We start from the raw sequence: 17,549 nt of genomic DNA on the forward strand, positions 1-17,549 counted from the left end.
CCGGCGAGAAGGCGGCTGCGACCACCCATGGACCAGAATTTGCGCGAACAGGTGCTGCAGCGGGTGCGCGCCGAGATCATTTCCGGGCAGAGCCTGCCCGGCACGATGTATTCGGTGCCGAGCCTCGCCACGAGCCTCGGCGTCTCCTCGACGCCGGTGCGCGAAGCGCTGCTCGAGCTCAGCCGCGGCGGTCTCGTCGAGCCGATGCGCAACCGCGGCTTCAAGGTGGTGGAGCCGTCGCTGACCGAGCTACGCAATCTGTTCGATATGCGCGAGGTGCTGGAGTTGCACGCCGCGGTGCTGGTCGCCGCCAATCCGCCAAAAGATCTGCCTGCCGTGCGTCGCTGGGCCGATGAGATCGCCAGGGCTGTCGAGACCGACGACATCCAGCTCTATCTGGAAGCCGACCGCGCCTATCATCGCGAGTTCATCGCCGCCGCCGGCAACGAGCTCCTGACCGAGATGGTGATGGGCCTTCGCGACAAGATGCGGCTCTACGGCATCAGCTCGCGCGCCGGCCTCGAACGCCAGCAGGCTTCCGTGCCCGAGCACTACCGGCTGATCGAACTCGCGCTCGCCGGTGAGAACGAGGCGCTGCCGACGCTGCTGCGCAGCCATATCCGCTCCTGGGAGCCAATCTTCGTCGATGCGTTGATGCGCTCGAAGGAACACGCGCGCGAGCCGCTGCGGCAGGCGCGCGGCTGACGCGGAGCAAGATAGACGGCTAGCCGCGGTGAGCGGCTAGTCCAGAATGCTCTTGTAGTGCTCCGAGAAGACGTCACGGCCGATGATCAGTCGCATCACTTCGGAGCTTCCGGCCAGGATCCGGTTGACGCGCGCATCGGTGAACATCCGGCTGATCGGATATTCATCCATATAGCCGGCGCCGCCGTGCAGCTGCACGCCGAGGTCGAGCATCTTCCACTCGACTTCCGACGACATCATCTTGGCCTTGGCGCCCATGTTGCTGGTCAGGCGTCCGGCATTGTGCTCGGCGACGCAGTGATCGACATAGACCTGCACGAGATCGATTTCGGCATCCATCTCCGCCATGCGGAACTGGGTGTTCTGCTGCTCGGCGAGCGGCCGGCCGAACAGCTTGCGGTCCATCACGTAAGTGCGCGTGATGTCGAATGCCTTGCGGGCATTGGCGATCGATCCGACCGCGGAGATCAGCCGCTCTTCGGCAAGGCCTTCCATGAGATAGTAAAAGCCCCTGCCCGGCTCGCCCAGCACATTGGCCTTGGGCACCTTCACATTGTTGAAGAACAGCTCGGCGGTGTCCTGCGCCGGCATGCCCATCTTCTTGAGATTGCGGCCGCGCTCAAAACCTTCCATGCCGCGCTCGACGATCAGCAGCACCATGGCGTGCTTCTTCTCGGCGCCCGCGAGCTTCGCCGCCACGATCACCACGTCTGAATTGATGCCGTTGGAGATATAGGTCTTCGAGCCATTGAGCAGGAAATGATCGCCCTTGTCCTCTGCCGTCGTCCGCATCCCCGCAAGGTCCGAGCCCGCGCCGGGCTCGGTCATCGCGATGGCCAGGATGGTCTCGCCGCTGACGCATTTGGGCAGGAAGCGATCGCGCTGCTCCTCGGTGCCGAAGCGCTTGAAGTAGGATCCGACCAGGCGGCTGTGCAGCGTGTTGAACCAGCCCTTGCAGCCCGAGCGCGCGGTCTCCTCGATGATGATCTGCTCATAGCGGAAATCCTCGTCGCCCATGCCGCCGTATTTTTCCTCGGGCCAGATCATCAGGAAGCCGAGGTCGCCGGCCTTCTTGAACGCATTGCGATCGACGATGCCGGCCTCTCGCCACTCCTCCATATGGGGCGCGATCTCGCTGGCGAGAAACTTGCGGTAGGAATCGCGGAAAATGACCTGGTCTTCGGTAAAGCTGCGCATCATTCACCCAATAGCGCTCTCAAGCAGCGCGGAAACCCGCCGGCGTGCGGCGCGGCACTCACAAAAAAATCGGAGCGCCGGTTCTGCAATCAAAACCGGCGCTCCGTTTTCGAACAATCGCGGCCTTACTTGCCCTTCCAGTTCGGCGCGCGTTTTTCTGCGAAGGCAGCGGCGCCCTCGCGGGCATCCTCGGACACGAAGACCGGACCGACGATCTCCTGCTGCTTCTTCCACATCTGGTCTTCGGGCCAGAGCCGGGATTCGACGATCACCTGCTTGGAAGCCTTCACGGCGAGCGGGCCATTGGCGCCGATCGCAGCTGCAAGCGCGAGCGCGGCGTCCAGCGCCGGGCCGTCGGTGACGCGGTTGATGATGCCGAGCTCATAGGCGCGCTCGGCGCCGAAGAACTCGCCCGTCAACGCGAATTCCATCGCCACGCGGAACGGCATCTGGCGCGGCATGCGGATCAGCCCGCCGGCTGCCGCGGCCAACCCGCGCTTCACCTCGGGGATCCCGAACTTGGCGTTGCGGTTGGCGACGATCATGTCGCAGGACAGCGCGATCTCCATCCCGCCGGCGAGCGCGTAGCCGTCGACCGCCGCGATCAACGGCTTCTTCGGCGGCGCCTCGGTGAGGCCGGCGAAGCCGCGGCCGGGGATCGACGGCCGCTCGCCTTTCAGGAACCCCTTGAGGTCCATGCCCGAGCAGAACGTGCCGCCGGCGCCGGTGATGATGCCGACGCTGAGCGCATCGTCGGAATCGAGCCGGTCGATCGCCGCAGCCACGCCCTTGGAGAGGGCGAGATTGGCGGCGTTCTTGGCCTCCGGCCGGTTCAGCGTGATGATCAGGATCGGTCCGCGGACTTCAGTGAGGACCGGCGTTTCTTCGGACATCGCTTTTGTCTCCTGTTGCCGTGCGCTTAACGGGGAGCCATGCGGATCGCGCCGTCGAGACGGACGTCTTCACCATTGAAGTAGCCGTTGGTGATCATGGTCAGCGCCAGATGCGCGTATTCCTCCGGCATGCCGAGACGCTTCGGGAACGGCACCGACGCGCTGAGCGCGGCCTTGACGTTCTCCGGGGCGCCCTGCAGCAGCGGGGTGTTGAAGATGCCCGGCAGGATGGTGTTGACGCGGATGCCCTCGGCCATCAGGTCACGCGCGATCGGCAAGGTCATGCCGACCACGCCGGCCTTCGAAGCCGAATAAGCCGCCTGCCCCATCTGGCCGTCCTCGGCTGCGACCGACGCCGTATTCACGACCGCGCCGCGCTCACCGTGCTCCAGCGGAGCCAGCGACAGCATGCCCTGCGCCGACTTGGCGATGCAGCGGAAAGTGCCGACGAGGTTGATCTGGATGATGCGATTGAAGGCATCGATCGGGAAGTGCGTGGGCTCGCCAGTCTTCTTGTCGCGGCCCGCGGTCTTCACCGCGTTGCCGGTGCCGGCGCAGTTCACCAGGATGCGCTCCTGGCCATGTGCCGCGCGGGCCTTGGCGAAGCCCGCATCGACCTGCTCGTCGGAGGTGACGTCGACCTTGCAGAACACACCGCCGATTTCCTTGGCGATGGCTTCACCCTTCTCTTCGTTGAAGTCGAAGATCGCGACCTTCACGCCCTGCACGGCGAGCGCGCGCGAGGTGGCCGCACCGAGGCCCGACGCGCCGCCGGTGACGACGGCGGCGACCGATGAATCGAGTTTCATTGCGTTATCCTTTCGCGATCAGAGGCGTTCGATGATGATGGCGGGCGCCATGCCGCCGGCGGCGCACATGGTGACCAGACCATAACGTCCGCCGCTGCGCTCGAGCTCGTCGAGCGCGGTGCCGATCAGGATCGATCCGGTCGCACCGATCGGGTGGCCGAGCGCGATCGAGCCGCCATTGATGTTGACCTTCTCGCGATTGAGATCGAGGTCACGGATGAACTTCTCGGCGACGACCGCGAACGCCTCGTTGATCTCCCAGACGTCGATGTCGTTCTTGGTCAGTCCGGCCTTGGCGAGCACCTTCTTGGCCGCCGGAACCGGCGCGTTGAGCATCAGCGTCGGATCATCACCCTGGTTGGCATAGGCCACGATGCGGCCGCGCGGCTTGAGGCCGTGCTTCTCGGCATATTCCTTCGACGTGATCAGCACCGCGGCGGCGCCGTCCACAACGCCGGAGCTGTTGCCGGCATGATGCACGCCCTTCCACTCGAGGCCCGGGTAACGGCGCTGGATCTGCTTCTTGAAGGTCGTGCCGTTGCCGAGATCGAAATCGGCAAGCTGCTCGAAGCTCGGCTTCAGCGAAGCCAGGCCTTCGGCGGTGGTTTCGGGGCGCGGAAACTCCTCACGACCGAGCGCGACGCTGCCGTCGTCGTTGAGCACGGGGATCACCGACTTGGCGAAGCGGCCCTCGTCGATTGCCCGCTTGGCGCGCTGCTGGCTCGTCAGTGCTAGGGCATCGCAGGCCTCGCGGCTGATGCCCTCGCGCGTCGCGATGGCGTCGCCGCACACGCCCTGGTGCGACTGCGGGTGAATCTCGTCAAGCGCCGGATTGCCCGAACCCATCATCCGCGCCGGCTGGCCCGCCTTGGAGCGCTCGGCTGCGAGGGTCTGCTGATAGCTCATCATCTCGGTGCCGCCCGCGATGACGCAATCTTCCATCCCCGACATCACCGAGGCTGCCGCGAGGTTCACCGAAGTGATGCCGCCGCCGCAAAAGCGATCCAGCGTCGTGCCGCTGGCATTGATGTCATAGCCGGCCGCGAGCGCCGACATGCGGCCGAGATCGCCGCCCTGCTTGCCTTCCTGGGTCGACGTCGACCAGATGATGTCGTCGACGGTCGACGTATCGAGCTTGTTGCGCTCCTTGAGCGCGGCGAGCACGGTGGCCGCCAGATGCTGCGGATGCAGGTGCGACAGCGCGCCCTTGCCCGGCTTGCCGATGCCGCGCGGCGTGCGGACGGCGTCGATGATGTATGCTTCAGGCATGCGTTTCCCCTTCGTTTCAGATGTTTCGCTCAAATTGGCTGGTGCCGACGTCCCGGCCGTTCCGGCGCGCGTGCTGCTTCGGAATGAGATGGGTCGTCAGCGGTGCGGCGTCACCGAAAGCGGCTCGGCAATCGAGTTGCGCTGATCTTCGAAATATTCGAAGCGCGGCACCGTGCGGAGTTCGCGCTCGTCGGCACAGGCGGGCTTGTCGCCTCCTTCCGCAAACAACGGAGCGCCGGGCGCGGCGGCGTGCGGCCCGAGAGCATATTTCTGCTCTTGCGGCAGGTAGATCAGTTGGCCGATCTGGGTGAGCGTCAGCGTGAGACGGGAGACCGTCGATCGCGGAAGACCGCAGCGATCGGCGATCTCGCGATTGCCCAGGCGAATGCTCCGGCCTTCGAAGCAACGCACGATGTCGAATGCGCGCGACACCACTTGGATCACGCGCCGGTTGTCCGTGCCGGCGGTCTCTTGCGCCATCAGTACCTCAGATCGACGTCCCATCGTTTACGCCTCACTCCTCATTTTGCGTACGGGTGAATGAAGCCCGCCCTGGTTCGGGCAGGACACGCCGATCCGCGAGGTCGCTGTCGCGCGTGCAGCGCCACGCGGCGCTCGCGCGAGCGGATCTGCAGAAAGGATCTGACCGCAGGCGCCTGGTCTTCCAGCCTGGTGAAGCCGCGACCGCGGGGCGAGCAGCTTCTGGTATCGATGGCCGGCCGGCATCAGGCGGATTCTTTCCCTAGGGTTTCAGACCTTAATTAATTGATTAATTAGTCAGGTGATTAAAGTGAGCGCCTCGCCCTGTCAACTGCGGTTGCCGCAGGGCGCCCCGCGCGCATCGCACCCCGCTCAAATCGTTCCGGCCAATGTAGCAGAAGCAGTGGTCGGCGCCGCGCTACCGCGAATTTCAAACCGTGCGCGAACGGAACACGCCGCCAGCATCACCGCTCGGCACGGCAATCGCCGGACGCGGCGCGACGAAACGGATGCGGTGAGAGATCAGCAGATGTCTTGAGAAGCGAACCTGGGCAGTCGATGGTCCGACGCGACACGACTGCCGGCCGGCGTGGCCGATACGAGGGCGAACCTAAGCTATTGAAAAGCTTGGTGGTGGGCGCACCAGGGCTCGAACCTGGGACCGCTGATTAAGTGACGCATGATATGCAAGAAGGATCAGTACCTATTCCGACAAATAAGGGGATGGAACTGCATTGAAGGCACGAGAGCTTTTCCAATTGTCGGAATGCTGGGTTTCGACTCGCGAGTACGACGCGCCGGCTCCCGTTCGGAAGAGCAGTCGGGGAGGCGTCGGGGATTCAAGTCACTGGAGCGCTATCGCCTTTCCCCACACCAATCCAACCTACGCTATTTTATCTAATCCTCCGCATTAGGCCAGTTTCTTGAGCCCCCGCCAGGACGCCGGCCAAGCGGCGCTTTCCAACTGCGAGACTTCCAAATGGACACCGAAACCAACCGCAAGATCTTGATTTCGGAGCCGACGTTTGGCTTGAGCGAATGCGAGAATGGCGGAATCAAAATCAGGCAGCACTCTCAGATATATTCGTAACTATTCTGAATTTCGCGCCGTTTTCATCCCCAATTGGATCAATAGGTTACACAGCGGTTCAGAATAAAGAGGGAGTACGTCGGACAAGCCAAACGCGCCGGCTCGTCGAAGTAGCCATAGCTCCGGACTGCGGACGCGCATGCTCCGGAGTGCGTTCGCATTGGCGGACAACGTTGGCCCTGTGCCGCCCCACGGCAATGGGTTTTGCTTGTGAACGTGGCCGTCGTCGGGTTCGCGACGATCCGACCAATTCGCGGAACGAGCTCTCTGATCTACGATTTCGCCTTCGACGTTTTCGCCGCGATTTGTTGCAGGGCCCAGCGCGCGTTCTTTCGTACGTCGGGATCCTGGTCGTCCGCAATGATCGCCAAGAATGCTGCGCCGTCGGGATGAGCGATCTCACCCAACGCGGCGGCCGCTTCCTTGCGCAAATTCGCCTGCACGTGATTGACGCAATTCCCGATCGGGCGCACGGCCCGCTCGATCTTCATCTTCCCGAGGCTGCGAACGGCCTTGAGCCGCACCTGCCAGAACTCGTCCGCGAGCAACGCGACCAATTGATCGGCCGCCAACGCACCATTGACGTTGAGCCCCAGCGTTTCGGCCGCCATCTCGCGCACCATCCAGTCGTCGTCCTGGAGCGCACGCCTGATGGTTTCCGCCGCCGGTTTCATCTGCGAAAACGCCAGCGCGCTCACCGCGGCGCGGCGCACATGCGCGTCGGGATCGTGGATTAGCGCCGTCAGGGCAGGAATCGATTCCTCGAGCTTGAGGAAGCCGATGACTCCGATCGCCTGCACGCGCACCGCCGCGTCCTTGTCCCGCAGAGCCTCGAGCGCCGGCTTCAATGTGTCCTTGCGGCGCAATTCCTTCAGCGCCCGCAACGCCCCCATGCGGACGAAGGCGTGGGCATGGTTGACCAGCGGCAGGATGACATCCGCACAGGCCGGGTCTTTGAACTCGGCCATGCTGTCCGCCGCGGCCGCCGCGACGATGCTCTCGGGGTCGATCAGCAATCCTGCCAGCGCATCCGCCGCCTCCGGCCCGTCGAACTCCCCGAGCGCCATCGCGACCTGCTGCCGCACGCCGGCATCAGGATCTAACACCATCCTGGCAAGATGGCCGACCGCGGCCGGGTCCCCCGAATGGCCAAGTGCAATGATGGCGACGCGACGTTCCGCAGGGTCCGCCGCCTGCAGCCGCTCGTCGGCGTCCTCGAGATCGTCGTAGGATTCGAACGGGCTCGACATGCTCACCTCAACAGATAGGGAATATTGACGGTCACAGCGCCAGTCGGGCAATCCGCCTCGCAGGGCATGCAGTACCAGCACTCGTCATACGCCATGTAAGCCTTGCCGGTCATGTCGCTGATGCGCAGAACGTCCAGCGGACAGACGTCGACGCACACCGTGCAGCCCTTATCCGCGATGCATTTGGCGTCGTCGACCACCACGGGAACCGACGTCTGATAGGAAGCGAGTGGCATCGTCCAATCTCCTGTTGTATGTGGTCGGTCTGATCACACGCTGGCGCGGACGCGCTGCTTGTCGTAGAGATCCTTCTCATCGTCCGCGATCGGCACGATGTAGGGCTCCACGGCGCGCTTCGCACTCGTCATCCGACCATCCTGATTGGACAGCAGCGTGTGGCAGAACCAGTTCTCGTTGTCCTTCTCCGGGAAATCCGTTCGCCAGTGGTAAAGGCCCCAACGGCTCTCCTCGCGGAACAGCGAGGCGTGCGCTGCCATGTCGGCGCAATCCATGATCGACTGCACTTCGAGCGCGCGGAGCAGCTCATGCGCGTTGCGCGCGATCATTCGCTGCGTCATGTCCTCGCGGACCTCAGCGAGCCGACGCATGCCAAGTTCGTATTTGCGCGTGACCTTCGGCGGCTGCAGATAGTCGTTCACTAGGCGGCGCGTCTTGTATTCAATCTGGTTCGGCGGAATACCGTCCTCGCGCGTGGTCGGTGCCAGCACGCGCTCACGCTCCAGGGCGACGTCCGCGGCGTCGAAATCAGCGAAATCGTGGCTGTCGGCGAATTCCATCGCATCGGTGCCGGCGACCGAACCGTTGGTGAAGGCGCCCAGCATGTAGTTGTGCGGCACGCTGGCCATGTCGCCAGCAGCGTAAAGGCCTGGCACCGTCGTGCGCGCATTATCGTCGACGAAGACGCCGGAGGCGCTGTGGCCGGAGCAGAGGCCGATCTCGGAGATGTGCATCTCGATCGATTCCTGCCGATAGTCGACCCCTCGCCCCTGCTGGAACAAGCCGCGCGTCGGCCGCTCAACCTTGTGCAAGGTCGATTCGATCTCCTCTATCGTCTTCTCGTGAAGATGCTTGAGCTGGAGGAACACCGGGCCCTTGCCCGAAAGCAACTCATTGTAGAACTCGAGCATCATCTGGCCCGACCAGTAATCGCACTCGATGAAGCGCGAGCCCTCGTTGTTGGCGGTGAAGGCGCCGAACGGACCGGCGACATAGGCACAGGCCGGGCCGTTATAGTCCTTGATCAGCGGATTGATCTGATAGCATTCCAGGTTCGCGAGCGCCGCGCCGGCATGATAGGCCATCGCGTAGCCGTCACCCGAATTTGCGGCGTTCTCGTAGGTGCCGAACATGTAACCCGAGGTCGGAAGTCCGAGCCGTCCGGCCGCGCCCATGCACAGGATCACGGCCTTGGCCTTGATCACCAATATCTCGGCGGTGCGGGTGTTGACGCTGATCGCGCCCGCGACGCGACCATCGCCGGATTTCAGCAACCGTGTCGCCATGTAGCGGTTCGAGATCAGGATGCGGGCGCGGCGAAGCTGGCGATACAGCGCCTTCTTCACGGTGTCGCCGTTCGGCATCGGCAGGACATAGGTGCCGATATGGTGCACCTTCTTGACGGCGAAGTCGCCGTTCTCGTTCTTCAGGAACCGGATTCCGAAGCTGTCGAGCTCCTCGACGATCTTGTAGCAGTTTTGGGCGTATTTATAGACCGCCTTCTGATCGACGATTCCGTCGTTGGCGATGGTGATTTCCTTGGTGTACTGCTCGGGCGTTGCGTACCCGGGAATGACGGCGTTGTTGAGCCCGTCCATGCCCATCGAGATCGCGCCGGAGCGCTTGACGTTGGCCTTCTCGAGCAGCACGACGTCGGCTTTCGGATTCCTGAGCTTCGCCTTGAGCGCCGCCATCGGGCCGGCCGTGCCACCGCCGATCACCAGCACATCGCAGGAAACCTCCGAAAGTCCGTCTACGATCTGATCTAGCGCCATCGCTTGCTCCTGGTTCATCGGCGCGACCGGCGCCTCTGCATGAGATTTGTTCAGACGATCAAGCGGCGATAGCAATTAGTTGTCGCCGGCGGACAATTTCCGCTGTTAGCGCTCGACAAAGGCCTTCTCGATCACGAAGTGGCCGGGCCTGCTGTGATTGCCCTCGGCAAAGCCGCGTGCGGTGAACATCGCGTGGAGCTCTTCGAGCATCGCCGGACTGCCGCAGAGCATGATACGGTCGGTCTCAACGTCGAGCGCCGGCTGCCCGATGTCGTCGAACAGCTGGTTCGAGGCGATCAGATCGGTGATACGGCCGCGGTTCCTGAACGGCTCGCGGGTGACGGTCGGATAGTAGACCAGCTTGTCCCGCATCAGATCGCCGAGGAATTCGTGGTCGCGCAGGCTCGCGATGAGGTGCTCGCCATAGGCCAGCTCCGAAACCTGGCGGCAGCCATGCCCGAGCACGATGCTGTCATAGCTCTCGTAGACTTCGGGATCCTTAATCAGGCTCGCGAACGGCGCGAGCCCGGTGCCGGTCGACAGCAGCAGGAGCCGCTTGCCGGGGAGGAGGTTGCCGGTGATCAAAGTGCCGGTCGCCTTGCGGCCCACCAGGATGATGTCGCCCTCCCGGATCTTCTGCAGCCGCGAGGTCAACGGACCGTCGGGCACCTTGATGCTGAAGAACTCGAGCGCCTCCTCGTGATTGGCGCTGGCCAGGCTGTAGGCCCGCATCAGGGGCCGGCCGTCGATCTCGAGCCCGATCATCGCGAACTGGCCGTTCTGGAAGCGAAAGCCCGGATCGCGGGTTGCGGTGAAGCTGAACAGGGATTCGGTCCAGTGCTTGACCGAGATGACCGTCTCCTTCTGAAAAGCGCTCAATGTGCTCTCTCCTTGCGTGCTCGATGCCGCGCAAGGTTTCGGAGAGCGACGCGTCCCGCAACGACGAAGCGCCGTTCTCGGTCGATTAGTTTCACATTTGGCGATCGATGACCGGCGAACAGGCAGCGTCCCTTCTAGACGCGCGACCTCGAGACTGATCCGGCAATTAGTTGCTATCGCGGTCGCCGCATCGGTGTCAGGAAGGACGGTGGAGAGTAGCCATGACCATTACCGCATTGGTGGCACCGACAGTGACTGGCTACGAGGTCAGCGCCGATCTTGCGACGCTCGTCGTGCGCACCGCGCGCGACGATGAGGTCAGGCTCGGCGCCGAACAGCTCCGGCTCTCCTGCAAATGCGCGCATTGCACCCGCGCCCGCTTCGATGGCCGCTTCCCCGAGCGGTTTCCCGGCATCGCGATCACCGAGATCGGCGATTTGGGCTACGGGCTCAACATCTCGTTCTCCGACGGGCATAACCGCGGGATCTATCCAAAAATTTATCTGCTGAGCCTGGCGGGACACTAGCCGATCTCCCGTTCTATCCCGGAGGCCGTTCGGCGAGCCCCTGTTCCATAAATCCCCCCGTTCTCAATGATGAATTTTCCGGGCCGGCGCGCCGCGTGCCATCCCGGGATGGCGCAAGCTTCGGCGACCACCCGTCGCCGGCTTGCCAACCCGCTCTGGCACGGACATTGCTCCTGTTTAGAACGGTTTGAACACTGGAGGCGGCTCGATGTTGCTGCAGGCGGCCAATGCGGTTCGCGGAACCATTCCCGCAAAAATCCGGCCCGCGGGCAGCTCCTCGCTGCTGCTCACCGAGAACCAGCAATGGATCGGCGGGCCGCCGCCGCTGATGGACAAGCTGGCGCCGCGCGAGCGCGAACTCGTGTTGAAGCAGGGCCGCCGCAAGGTGCTGAACCGCGGCCAGACCCTGTTCAGCCAGGGCGGCAAGCATGACGGCATCTGGCTGATCGAAAGCGGTCGCATCCGCGTCTTCTATACCTCGCCGCTCGGGCGCGAGATCACCCTTGCCTATTGGCATGTCGGTAATTTCGTCGGCGGGCCCGAAGTGTTCGAAGGCACAGTGCATCAATGGTCCGGCGTCGCATCCAGCAATTGCAGCGTCGTGCATCTTCCGGGAAAGGAGCTCCGCGCGCTGGCCGCCGAGATACCGAACCTCGCCATCGGCCTCATCGAGGGCCTCACATTCAAGGGCAAATGCTATTCGGCGCTGGCCCAGATGCTGGGAACGCGCTCGATCACCCAGCGCCTGGCGCATCTGCTGCTGCACCTGGTCGATCTCTATGGCGTGGAGGACGCCGACGGCACCGTGATTGCGGCGGCATTTACCCATGCCGACATCGCCCACATGGTCGGCGCGACCCGGCAGTGGGTAACGATCAGCCTGAAGCGCATGCAGGAGAAGGGAATTGTGGTCACCAAACGCTCTCAGATCGTGGTTTGCCGGCGCGAGATCCTGGAGGAGATGCGGGGCCAGGCCTCTGACTAAAGGGCATCCGATTGAGGCCGATGCACATGCAATCGGCTTTCGGCCGCAAAACTGCACAAGTACTAAGCAATCGGCATTTCCCGGCAACTAATCGACCGCGACGATGAATCCGGATTTGCCCGGCTTGCGCCCTCACCCAATCATGGCCGCCACAGCACATCCAACCGAAAGAGGATGAGAATGGTCCGCCATCTTCCCACGCTCTCGCTTGCGATATCGGTGACGTCGCTGGCGCTTCTGCTCGCGCAGCCGGCAGCGGCGGAAACGGTGACGATCGGCATCGGCACGCAAGACACGACCACCAACACGGCCACCGCAGGCACCGTCATCCGGCAGCTCCATTTGTTGGAAAAATACCTGCCGACCAACGGCAAATACGCCAACATCAAGTTCGAGCTGGACTGGCAGAATTTCACCTCCGGTCCGCCCGTCACCAATGCGATGATGGCGAACAAGCTGCAGATCGGCATGATGGGCGACTATCCGCTGATCGTGAACGGCTTCACGTTCGAAAACAATCCCGAGAGCAAGAGCCGGCTGATCGCGATCGCCGCCTACAATCTCTCCGGCTCGGGCAACGGCATCGTCGTCCACAAGGACTCGCCCTACTACGATCTCGCCGACCTCAAGGGCAAGCTCATCAGCGTGCCGTTCGGATCCGCCGCGCACGGCATGGTGCTGAAAGCGATGCAGGACCGCGGCTATGCATCCGATTTCTTCCAGCTGGTGAGCCAGAGCCCGGAGGTCGGATCGACCAATCTCCAAGAGAAGAAGATCGACGCGCATGCCGACTTCGTGCCGTTCGCGGAGCTGCTGCCGTTCCGCGGCTTCGCGCGCAAGATCTTCGACGGCGTCGAGACCAATCTGCCGACCTTTCACGGCATCGTCGTGCGCACCGACTTCGCCGAAAAATATCCCGAGGTGGTCGTCGCCTACATGAAGGCACTCATTGCCGCCAATCAATGGCTGCGCGACGATCCGAAGCGCGCCGCGGAGAAGATCCAGGAGTGGACCGGCATCAACAAGGAGGTGGTCTACGTCTTCCTCGGACCGGGCGGCAACATGACCACCGATCCCACGGTCAAGCCGGCGCTGATCGACGCCGCCGTCACCGACGTCACGGTGCTGCAGAAGCTCGGGCGCATGAAGGAATTCGATCCGAGAAAGTGGGTCGATGATTCCTATATCCGCAAGGCCTATGCCGAGATGAAGCTCGACTACGACGCGCAGCTCGCCAGCACCGGGAATTACGAGATTTCGGGCCAGGACAGCTTCTGCAAGAAGCCGATCGCCGATCCGCGCAAGGCCGGTGAAGTCTGGGTCGACGATGCCGGCATCCTGCCGTTCGCGAACGCCGCCTGCACGCTCGGCGCCTACGCCGACTTCAAGGCCAAAGGCAAGAAGATCAACGTCGCCTACGTCTTCGATACCACCCGCGGCATCAAGCTGTTCGCCGATCAGGCGTTCTACGCCGTCGGCGACGGCGAGGTGGCACCGTTCCTCCTGAAAAAGGACGCCGAGGCGTATGCGGCCAAGATCGGCGGCAAAGTGCTCGGCTTCGACGATGCGGTGAAATCGGCCGTCGGCGGAGGCAAGACGTGAGCAGCAGTCCAGCCGTCCTGCGGCACCAGGAGGACGCCATGCCGTCGGCCGGGGCCGAGACCAAGCCCGCGGTCGCATCCGCCATGGCGCCCGGCCCCACACCGTCATTCGCCGCGCTGGCGCGGCGCTGGTACCGGCTCAATCAGGCTGGCCTGCGCGCGACCGTGATCGGCGCGATTTCACTCGCCGCTTTCCTGGTGGTCTGGCACCTGCTCACGACCTATCGCGTCGTCTTCTTCGTGCGTTTCGTCAACGTGCCCACGCCGCTTGCGGTCTATGCAAGCTTCACCAAGGCGATGCACGATCCCAAATTCCTCATGCACCTGCTACTGAGCTGCCGGCGTATCTTCATCGGCTTCTCGCTGGCCGCCATCGTCGGCGTGCCACTGGGACTGATCATGGGCCGCTTCAAGCTGGTCCATGAGGCGGTGTTTCCGGTCGCCGAAGTGCTGCGCCCGATCCCCGCAATCGCCTGGGTGCCGATGGCGATCATGCTGTGGCCAACCAACGAGCAGAGTATCGTGTTCATCACGTTCCTCGGTTCGTTCTTCCCGATCCTGGTCAACACGCTGCACGGCATGTCGCTGGTTGATCCGGTGCTGGTGCGCGCGGCGCAATGTCTTGGCGCCCGCGAGCGATCGATCTTCCGCGAGGTGTACTTCCCCGCCTCGCTGCCGCACATCTTCACCGGCCTCACCGTCGGCATGGGCGTGGCATGGGTATCCCTGATCGCTGCCGAGATGATCTCCGGACAGTACGGGATCGGCTATTTCACCTGGGAAGCCTATTCGCTGGTCCAATATGCCGACATTGCGCTCGGCATGATCGCAATCGGCGTGCTCGGACTGGCATCGAGCCTGTTGATCCGGGCTGCAGGTCGGCTGGTGATGCCATGGAGGCCGAAATGAACGAGGTTCGGACCAAGCCGCCGCTGGGTCGCATCGAGGTCAGCAACTTCTCGCTCAGCTACGAAAGCATCGACGGTGCGGTGCAGGCCGTCACCGATACCCGCATCCATGTCGATCCCGGCGAGTTCGTCTCGATCGTCGGCCCCTCCGGCTGCGGAAAGTCCACGCTGCTCAACGCGGTTGCCGGCTTTCTCAAGCCCACCACCGGCGTCGTCACCGTCGACGGCGAGCCCGTGAACGGCCCGAGCGCCGAACGCGGCATGGTGTTCCAGCAATATTCGCTGTTTCCATGGAAGACGGTGCGGGAGAATGTCGAGTTCGGCCTGAAGATGCGCGGCATGCCGCGCTCACAGCGCGAGCGCGCGGCCCGCACGTTGCTCGGGCTCGCCGGGCTCGAGGCGTTCGAGAAGCACTATCCTGAGCGACTGTCCGGCGGCATGAAGCAGCGCGTCGGCATCGTGCGCGCGCTTGCGACGGGACCGAAGGTGCTGCTGCTAGACGAACCCTTCGGCGCACTGGACGCGCAGACCCGCGTCATCATGCAGCAGATCCTCACCAACATGTGGCAGCGGCTGAAGATCTCGGTGCTGTTCGTCACCCACGACATCGACGAGGCGATCTTCCTGTCGGACCGCGTCTACTGCATGACCGCGCGGCCCGGCTCGATCAAGGCCGAAATCCCGATCCCGCTCGAACGCCCGCGACAGCAGTCGATGATGATGTCGTCGGAATTTCTCGCCCTCCGTCGAGGGTTAATGTCCCTCATCCGCGAAGAAAGCCTGAAGGCGATGGGCGGCGAGATCAATGACCTGGGCATGCAGGGGCTGACAATCGAGTTGCAGGGGCATTCGCTTGCCGAGGTACTTTGATGGCAACATGCGCAATGCGGCGGGACGTCACCGCCCGACCAACTTATGAAATTACATGCCTCGGCCGGGCATGATTACCGGGGGTGTCAGGGGTTCGCGTCAACCGGGGCGTTATGAACCCGTGAGGTGGGGATGTCCCTGCGTCCCGAACGCAATCGGCGATCGAAACGATTAGCAAAGACGATGAAGCCCGATCCTGATTGACCACCGTTATCTCTGTTTGTTCACGGAGTTTCGGTGGTCGATCGGTGGTTGGCTTCTCTTTCGAGCGACAACAGAACGCACCCATTGCCTGTATCCGAGCGGTTCGAGCCGCGACGCGCTGCATCGCTAGGTTCGCCATTTGCGAAGCGCGCTTCAAGGCAGCCCATGCATTTCGTCAAAGCTGCCGTCCGAAACGCCATCATCGGCAGGCTTGGAAGACGTCCGAGTTAGTTCACATGCACGGTCGTCGGCCCCGTCGCCGGCGAGACAAGTACCATTGCGAAAGCCGAGCTTCCAAATGCGCAGCTGAAGCGGCCGCAAGATCTTGGATTTCCAGGCTGGAGCAAATCCAGAATGGCGGGATCAAAACCTGCTTGATCATTCAACGATTTCAAGCCGCATTTGGAAAACTCGGCCATATTGGCTCGACCAAAGCTTGCTTGACAGTTTACGGCGTCCCTGTCGCAAAAGAGCAGCGTCAAGTCATAGCGGCCAGACGCGTGCGCACGAGATCAATATGACCCCGCAGCGTATATAGACTGCTCGCATAGACATTTGGCAATTGCAGATGGTTCGCGCGTTGATCAATCAGATCAAGTTTCTTGTTCAGCGCGCTGACATCGATCTTCACTCCTTGCGCCTCCATCTCGCTCTCGATCAACCTGATCTCGTCATAGAGTCGCCTGATCCGGAGCTGCATCATCCAGTCGTACGACTGCGGCAGCAACTTGAACGCGGGAAAGAGCAACGCGGCTAGTGGGACAAACACGACCAGGAGCTTCTCGACCAGCGTCGCGGCCCAGAATGGAAGATAGCCTTGCAAGAATGGTCGTCCGGTCTTGTAAAAGCGCTGCGCTTCCTGACTAAGCGGAAGGTCGATGGCTTCGGCGGCAGGAAACTCTCCTGCCTTCTGGAAAATCCCCGGCGGGGAATGAATCTCGACTGCTGCATTGAGCAACAGATACTGCAACGCAGGATGCAGGTCGGCGCGCACGGCAAGGCTGGCTTTCGGCGCCAATAGAACAACATCGTTCGGCGGACGGTTCGTCAAGAGATCGATGACACCGGCAGGCAGTATCAATTTATGCAGGTAAGGATAAATTGCGACGAAAGCGTCCGCGCGCTGAGCGCTTGAAAGCTCGATGCCCGTGGCATGGAGAAGAGACTGGACGACGGGAGACTCCCAGGCTGTCACAATAAATGCCGCGTCGATGTCGCCGGCGATCAACTTTTCAGCCGCAGCCTGCGGCGGAAATCCCGACAATTCGGCGACAATACTGTCAAGCCTCGTCCTTTCGATGACCCGCTGCGCCAAGGCACGCCCACCGCTTCCCTCGGGACCTATCGAAAGCCGTCGGCCCCGCAATCCCTGTACGCCTTCGCCGATTCCGGCGCGGCGAAACAGCCATAACGGTTCGTAGAAAACAGTGCCGAGCGACTCCAGCTTCGGGGCCTCCTTCCTGGTGGTCGTGCCCCCCTGTATGAATCCAACGCTGACCCGCGAGGTCGGATCGAGCAGATATCTCAGATTGGCCAGGCTGCCGGCAGTCGGCTGCAGCTGCAGCTTGACACCATCTTTCGCCAGGATATCGCGATAGCGTATCCCCAATTCGTAATTGGCCCCGCCTTCAGCGCCAGTCGCCATCACCAACTCACGCGGCGGTAACGTTGCCACAACGAACCAGCTCGCGCCGAAAAATATCGCCACGGTCGCGGCAATTGCAGCGTAGCGCCAGATCCTGTGGGCATAATCTCCAATCATCATCGCGCGCCGATCCTTGGTGCCGTGGCGACCTAGCCAAATAGTCTTACTGAAACGTGGTCTGGCCCGTGATTCGAAATGCAGCGAACTAGCGCCTTCTTCCCAGTG

General features: G+C 62.6%; 15 protein-coding genes and 1 pseudogene. 6 read left to right on the plus strand and 10 right to left on the minus strand.

Annotation, left to right across the window (positions count from 1 at the left end; all coding sequences use genetic code 11):
• Positions 1-27: 27 nt before the first annotated feature.
• Positions 28-705 carry a GntR family transcriptional regulator gene (locus CK489_RS36200; protein WP_095735630.1) on the plus strand — a complete coding sequence of 226 codons (678 nt, stop codon included), beginning with the start codon at positions 28-30 and terminating at the stop codon, positions 703-705.
• 36 nt (positions 706-741) lie between these two features.
• On the opposite strand, the gene CK489_RS36205 is transcribed toward CK489_RS36200, so the two are convergent.
• The 9 genes and pseudogenes from CK489_RS36205 to CK489_RS36245 form a co-directional block, all read right to left on the minus strand.
• Entirely contained in the window at positions 742-1,905 is a 1,164-nt protein-coding gene (locus CK489_RS36205) for an acyl-CoA dehydrogenase family protein (protein ID WP_245350647.1), read from the minus strand.
• Between the two features lie 122 nt (positions 1,906-2,027).
• The gene (locus CK489_RS36210; protein ID WP_095735631.1) at positions 2,028-2,795 is read right to left on the minus strand and encodes a crotonase/enoyl-CoA hydratase family protein; all 768 of its coding nucleotides are present in this window, start codon (positions 2,793-2,795) and stop codon (positions 2,028-2,030) included.
• 26 nt (positions 2,796-2,821) lie between these two features.
• Positions 2,822-3,604 carry an SDR family NAD(P)-dependent oxidoreductase gene (locus CK489_RS36215; RefSeq protein WP_095735632.1) on the minus strand — a complete coding sequence of 261 codons (783 nt, stop codon included), beginning with the start codon at positions 3,602-3,604 and terminating at the stop codon, positions 2,822-2,824.
• 18 nt (positions 3,605-3,622) lie between these two features.
• Positions 3,623-4,873 carry an acetyl-CoA C-acetyltransferase gene (locus tag CK489_RS36220; RefSeq protein WP_050628675.1) on the minus strand — a complete coding sequence of 417 codons (1,251 nt, stop codon included), beginning with the start codon at positions 4,871-4,873 and terminating at the stop codon, positions 3,623-3,625.
• Positions 4,874-5,113: 240 nt separating this feature from the next.
• Positions 5,114-5,377: pseudogene (locus CK489_RS42450) on the minus strand (helix-turn-helix domain-containing protein); the annotation flags it as partial.
• A 1,338-nt stretch (positions 5,378-6,715) separates the two neighbouring features.
• Positions 6,716-7,693 (minus strand): HEAT repeat domain-containing protein, encoded by a 978-nt coding sequence (locus CK489_RS36230; protein ID WP_198961116.1) that lies wholly within the window; start codon positions 7,691-7,693, stop codon positions 6,716-6,718.
• A gap of 2 nt (positions 7,694-7,695) precedes the next feature.
• Positions 7,696-7,929, minus strand: coding sequence for a 4Fe-4S dicluster domain-containing protein (locus CK489_RS36235; RefSeq protein WP_008141081.1), 234 nt, complete (start codon positions 7,927-7,929; stop codon positions 7,696-7,698).
• A gap of 33 nt (positions 7,930-7,962) precedes the next feature.
• On the minus strand, positions 7,963-9,705 hold the full coding sequence (locus CK489_RS36240) for a fumarate reductase/succinate dehydrogenase flavoprotein subunit (RefSeq protein ID WP_095735763.1): 1,743 nt from the start codon (positions 9,703-9,705) through the stop codon (positions 7,963-7,965).
• Positions 9,706-9,810: 105 nt separating this feature from the next.
• Entirely contained in the window at positions 9,811-10,584 is a 774-nt protein-coding gene (locus tag CK489_RS36245; protein ID WP_095735634.1) for a ferredoxin--NADP reductase, read from the minus strand.
• Positions 10,585-10,805: 221 nt separating this feature from the next.
• Between CK489_RS36245 and CK489_RS36250 the strand changes: the two genes are divergently transcribed.
• The 5 genes from CK489_RS36250 to CK489_RS36270 all read left to right on the plus strand — a co-directional run bounded on the left by CK489_RS36250 (position 10,806) and on the right by CK489_RS36270 (position 15,475).
• The gene (locus CK489_RS36250; RefSeq protein ID WP_095735635.1) at positions 10,806-11,111 is read left to right on the plus strand and encodes a gamma-butyrobetaine hydroxylase-like domain-containing protein; all 306 of its coding nucleotides are present in this window, start codon (positions 10,806-10,808) and stop codon (positions 11,109-11,111) included.
• A 208-nt stretch (positions 11,112-11,319) separates the two neighbouring features.
• Complete coding sequence (locus tag CK489_RS36255; protein ID WP_050631737.1) at positions 11,320-12,096, plus strand: Crp/Fnr family transcriptional regulator; 777 nt, start codon at positions 11,320-11,322, stop codon at positions 12,094-12,096.
• Positions 12,097-12,276: 180 nt separating this feature from the next.
• Entirely contained in the window at positions 12,277-13,698 is a 1,422-nt protein-coding gene (locus tag CK489_RS36260) for an ABC transporter substrate-binding protein (RefSeq protein ID WP_095735636.1), read from the plus strand.
• 38 nt (positions 13,699-13,736) lie between these two features.
• On the plus strand, positions 13,737-14,606 hold the full coding sequence (locus CK489_RS36265; RefSeq protein WP_095735764.1) for an ABC transporter permease: 870 nt from the start codon (positions 13,737-13,739) through the stop codon (positions 14,604-14,606).
• On the plus strand, positions 14,603-15,475 hold the full coding sequence (locus CK489_RS36270; RefSeq protein WP_198961108.1) for an ABC transporter ATP-binding protein: 873 nt from the start codon (positions 14,603-14,605) through the stop codon (positions 15,473-15,475). The genes CK489_RS36265 and CK489_RS36270 overlap by 4 nt, the downstream gene beginning before the upstream one ends.
• 682 nt (positions 15,476-16,157) lie before the next feature.
• On the opposite strand, the gene CK489_RS36275 is transcribed toward CK489_RS36270, so the two are convergent.
• Complete coding sequence (locus tag CK489_RS36275) at positions 16,158-17,444, minus strand: TAXI family TRAP transporter solute-binding subunit (protein WP_095735638.1); 1,287 nt, start codon at positions 17,442-17,444, stop codon at positions 16,158-16,160.
• Positions 17,445-17,549: the final 105 nt, after the last annotated feature.

The organism is Bradyrhizobium sp. UFLA03-84 (assembly GCF_002289535.1).
Taxonomy (GTDB): Bacteria; Pseudomonadota; Alphaproteobacteria; order Rhizobiales; family Xanthobacteraceae; genus Bradyrhizobium; species Bradyrhizobium viridifuturi.